Origin of the sequence: Streptomyces sp. NPDC057654 (genome assembly GCF_042800135.1) — a bacterium.
Classification (GTDB): domain Bacteria; phylum Actinomycetota; class Actinomycetes; order Streptomycetales; family Streptomycetaceae; genus Streptomyces.
The window spans coordinates 1-4,977 of sequence record NZ_JBHVHQ010000644.1; the positions used below are offsets into that span (position 1 = coordinate 1).

4 protein-coding genes are annotated in these 4,977 nt (G+C 70.9%); all 4 read left to right on the forward strand.

The features are described 5' to 3' along the window. Nucleotides 1-1,189: acyl-CoA dehydrogenase family protein (locus tag ACFU99_RS32670; protein WP_384398924.1), on the forward strand; the 1,189-nt coding region annotated here is incomplete at its 5' end. Nucleotides 1,190-1,349: 160 nt separating this feature from the next. Further along, nucleotides 1,350-2,993 carry an acetolactate synthase gene (locus tag ACFU99_RS32675; protein WP_384398926.1) on the forward strand — a complete coding sequence of 548 codons (1,644 nt, stop codon included), beginning with the start codon at nt 1,350-1,352 and terminating at the stop codon, nt 2,991-2,993. 5 nt (nt 2,994-2,998) lie between these two features. Further along, nucleotides 2,999-4,057 (forward strand): LLM class flavin-dependent oxidoreductase, encoded by a 1,059-nt coding sequence (locus ACFU99_RS32680; protein ID WP_384398928.1) that lies wholly within the window; start codon nt 2,999-3,001, stop codon nt 4,055-4,057. 114 nt (nt 4,058-4,171) lie between these two features. Further along, nucleotides 4,172-4,861: an HAD family hydrolase gene (locus ACFU99_RS32685; RefSeq protein WP_384398930.1), complete on the forward strand. Its 690-nt coding sequence runs from the start codon at nt 4,172-4,174 to the stop codon at nt 4,859-4,861. Nucleotides 4,862-4,977: the final 116 nt, after the last annotated feature.

The window sequence follows — 4,977 nt, forward strand, 5'->3', positions numbered from 1 at the left end:
GATCATAACCGAGGAAATCGGCCGGGCCGGGGCGCTCGGACCGCCCGGCGGCGTCGGCCAGATGATCGGCGGCCCGATCCTCCTCGAATTCGGCACCGAGGAACAACGACACCGCTGGGTGCCCGCGCTGGCCGCCGGAGCGGAATCCTGGTGCCAGCTGTTCAGCGAGCCCGGCGCCGGCTCCGACCTCGCCGCCCTCCAGCTACGCGCAGAACGGGACGGCGACCGGTGGCTGCTCAACGGCCAGAAGCTCTGGTCCCGGGAAGCCGAGGCCGCCGAGCGCGGCCTGGTCCTCGCCCGGACCGATTCCTCCGTGCCGAAGCGCAAAGGCATCAGCTACTTCGTCGTCGACCTCGACCAGGACGGCGTCGAGGTCCGCCCCATCCGGCAGATGAACGGCCGCGCCACCTTCAACGAGGTCTTCCTCACCGACGTCGTCGTCCCCGCCGAGAACCTCATCGGCGCCCTCGGCCAGGGCTGGCCGGTGGCCCAGGCGTCCCTCATGTACGAGCGCGTGGAGGTCGGCGGCGGCGGAGTGCTCCGGCCCGCCCGCATCGCCTCGCCCGGCCGCCGGGGCGGCATGCTCGACCGCCGGATCAGCGACCTGATCGAGGAGAGCCGCCGCGCCGAGCGCGAGCGGCCCGTCGTCCCCGGAGTCCGCACGCCCGCCGCGATGACCCGCCTCGCCCAGGAGACAGGAAAGGACCGGGACCCGCTCGTACGGCAGCGGATCGCGGCCATGCACGCGGTGGCGGAGACCAACCGCATGCGCATGCAGGAAGCGCGCGCCGCCCGCCGGAAGGGCCGCAAACCCGGGCCCGAGGCGTCGTTGGGAAAAGTCGTCAGTTCCACGCTCGGCCGCGAGGCACGCGACATCAGCCTCTCGCTCCTGGGCGCCGAGGGAATGGTGACGGGCGGCGAAACCACCGCCGGCGGCGCCTTCCAGCAGATGGCGCTCTCCGTGCCGTCGCTGTCCATCGCGGGCGGCACCGATGAAATCCAGCGCAATCTGATCGGCGAACGTCTCCTCGGACTGCCCCGCGAACCCGAAGCGGACCGGGACGCGCCCTTCCACCAACTGCGGGTCGGCACACAGAAAGCCGATACACAGAAAGACGACATACAGGAAGGCGACATACAGGAAGTCGGCGTACAGGAAAAGAAACCGGACGACGACACGGGCGCCTGATCCCTACAGGCAGCCGCACCACCGCGCGACGAAGACGGCCGCAATGCCGCGGCCGGTACGGACGTAATGGCATCGGCGGCACCGGGGGCAGCGTGAACCACCCGAGTTCGTACAGCACAGTGACGGCGGCCGGCGCCCCTCTCACGGCCGGGGAATACCCGTGAACACCGACACCGACATCGACACCGGCGCCGCCGTCGACGGAGAAGGCGGCGAACTGGCCGTCGCCGCCCTGCGGAACGCAGGCGTGGACACCGTCTTCACGCTCTCCGGCGGCCACATCTTCTCCCTCCTGCACGCGGCGCACCAAGCCGGTCTGCGCATCGTCGACGTCCGCCACGAACAGACCGCCGTCTTCGCCGCGGAGGCGTACGCCAAGCTCACCCGCGCCCCCGGCGTCGCTCTGCTCACCGCCGGACCCGGCATCACGAACGGCATCAGCGCCATGGCGGGCGCCTGGTTCAACGGCTCCCCGCTCGTCGTCCTCGGCGGCAGGGCCTCCCAGCGCCGCTGGGGCTCCGGCTCCCTCCAGGAGCTGGACCACGTCCCCATGGTCGCGCCGGTCACCAAGGCCGCCCGTACGGTCACGGCGACCGGCCGCATCGCCGACGAGGTGCGCGACGCGCTCGCCCTGGCGACGAGCCCCCACCGCGGGCCCGTCTTCCTGGACTTCCCCATCGACGTGCTCCACCGCCGGGCCGCCGCGACCATCACCAACGCGCCCAGTGAAAAAGCGAGTCCACTGGACCCCGACGAGGTCGGCAAGGCCGCCGCCCTGCTCGCCGGAGCCGAGCGGCCCGCCCTCGTCGCGGGCGGCGACGTCTGGTGGGGCGGCGCCTGGGACGCGCTGCGCCGCTGCGCCGAGGAACTGCGCGTACCGGTGTTCATGAACGGGCAGGGGCGCGGCTGCCTCCCCGCCGACCACGAACTGGCCTTCGCCCGTACCCGGCGCGCCCTCACAGAGGCCGACGTCGTCGCCGTCGTCGGCACGCCGCTCGACTTCCGCCTGTCCTTCGGGCGGTTCAAGGACGCCCAGGTCGTGCACATCGTCGACGACCCCGCGCAGCGGGCGGCCCACGTGCCGACGGCGGCGGCGCCGGCCGGGGACCTCGCCGCGATCCTCGACGCCATGGCGGCCTGGCGCGGCGAACGCCGCGGCCATGAGGAGTGGATCGAGCGGCTGCGCGAGCGGGAGCGGGCCCTGCGCCGCGCCGAGGAAGCCCAACTGCGCTCCGACAGCGCCCCCATCCACCCCGCGCGAGTGATCGGCGAGGTGCGCGCGCAGCTCGACCGGGACGCGGTCGTCGTCGGCGACGGCGGCGACTTCGTGTCGTACGCGGGCAAGTTCCTGGACTCCCACCGCCCCGGCCACTGGCTCGACCCCGGCCCGTACGGCTGCCTGGGCAATGGCGTCGGCTACGCCGCCGCGGCCCGGCTGTGCCACCCCGGCCGCCAGGTCGCGCTGCTTCTCGGCGACGGCGCGTTCGGCTTCTCCGCGAGCGACGTCGACACTCTCGTACGCCATCGGCTGCCCGTCGCCATGATCGTCGGGAACAACGGCGTCTGGGGACTGGAGAAACACCCCATGCGCGAGCTCTACGGCAGCGACGTCGCCGCCGATCTGCTGCCGGGGTGCCGCTACGACCGGCTTGTCCAGGCGCTCGGCGGCGCGGGGGAGACGGTCGAACACCCGGCGGACATCGCCCCCGCGCTGCGCCGCGCGTTCGCGGCGGGCGTCCCCTATCTCGTGAATGTGCTCACGGATCCCAAGGTGTCCTATCAGCGCTCCTCGAAACTCGGATGACTGCCATGAATCTGACGACTGGCCTTGCCGCGCCCGCGCGGGAGCGGCTGCAATTCGGCGTGCTCCAGTTCTTCTCCTGGCCGGGCCGGAAACACTCCCTGTCCACCGTGTACGAACGGGCGCTGAACCGCATCGACATCATGGAGCGGTCCGGGGCGTACGAGGCCGTATGGCTGGCCGAGCACCATTTCACGACCTACTCCGTCTCGCCGTCGGTGAGCGTCATGGGGACTCTCGTGGCGGCCCGCACCGAGCGGCTGCGGATCGGCACCGCCGTCTCCCTGGCGCCGATGTACCATCCGCTGCGTCTCGCCGAGGAGATCGCGCTGCTCGACGTCATCTCCGGCGGCCGGGTCAACTGGGGCGCGGGGCGCGGCAACGACCCCGGCGAATTCAAGGTGTTCGGGCTGGACCTCGACAGCAGTTACGCGAAGTTCCGCGAGAACGTGGACATCGTGCTGCGGGCCTGGCAGGACGAACGCCTCACCTATCGCGGCGAGTTCCATACGTTCGAGGACGTGGAAGTCCTGCCCAAGCCTCTTCAGCGGCCGCACCCCCCGGTCTGGCTGGCGTCCTCGTCGCCCGACGCCATCGCCTGGTCCGCGGCGGCCGGCCACTCCATCCTCATGGACCCGCACTCCACCCACGCGGACATCGGCGTCAAATACGCCGCCTACCGCGCGGGATTGGCGGATGCCGGGCATTCCGTGGAGGGGCGGATAACCCCCATGGCGCGGTTGATCGCCGTGGCGCCCACGGACGAGGAGGCGCGCGAGATCGCGGTGCGCGGCGCGCAGTGGACCGTGGGATCGATGAGCGATCCCTCCCGGCGCAAATATTCGAAGCGGCTGCGGCCGGGCGCGCCGCCGCCGGACGAAGGGGCGCGCCGCGGCGCGGTGGACCGGTATGTGGACGACGTCATCATTCACGGCAGCCCGGCCCGGGTCGCCGAGCGGATTCAGGCCCTGCAAGAACAGATAGGGCTGCACTACCTGCTCTGCGCCCCGCTCAGTCACAGCTCATTCCTGCTCCTGACGAACGAGGTGATCCCGAAGCTCGTGTGAGGCATAATTTTCCCACCAGGCCGAACAGCGACATCGAATGCCGGACGTCCTCGTGCGACGCGGCAGGCGGCCTTTTCACCCGAGTTCCGTGTCATCACCCGTTGGGGGCTCAGCTTGATCGTCAACCAGTGTCTGCTCGTCGATGGGGACGACACGCTGTGGGAGAACAACATCTATTTCGAGCGTGCCATCGAGGAGTTCATCGACCTCGTGTTCCACGACCGGACGACCCGTGCCGAACTGCGCGGCATGCTCGACGAGATCGAGACGGCGAACTGCAAGGTGCACGGTTACGGCGCCAAGAGTTTCGTCCGGAGCCTGCACGAATGCTATGAGCGCGTGCACGCGCAAGTGGCGTCCGTCGACCACGCCCAGGCCATCTCCGAGCTCGGCGACCGCATCCTCGACCAGGTGCCCGTGCTGATCCCCGGAGTGCGGGAGACCCTCTCGCACCTCCAGCGCCGCCACCGGCTGATCCTGCTGACCAAGGGGGAGTTCGACGAGCAGACCACCAAGGTGGAACGGTCCGGGCTGGCCCCGCTCTTCGAGGACGTCGTCGTGGTCCCGGAGAAGACCGTCGACACGTACACCACGGTGGTGGAGCAGGCCAAGGCCGACGCCGACCGCACCTGGATGATCGGCAACTCCCCGAAGTCGGACATCGTGCCCGCCCTCGCGGCGGGGCTCCGCGCCGTGTACGTACCGCACCCCGACACCTGGGTGCTGGAGCGGCAGACCGTGCCGGAGGCCCCCGACCACCTGCTCCGGCTCGACCGCTTCTCCGAGCTGGCGGAGCACTTCTGATGGACCGCCCGCGCCTGGTCGCCGTAGGAGACGCGCTCGCCGACATCGTCGTCGCGGTACGGCCGGGCGCGTGCGAGGCGCTGGGCGTCGCCCCCGGCACGGCGGTCTTCCGCGAC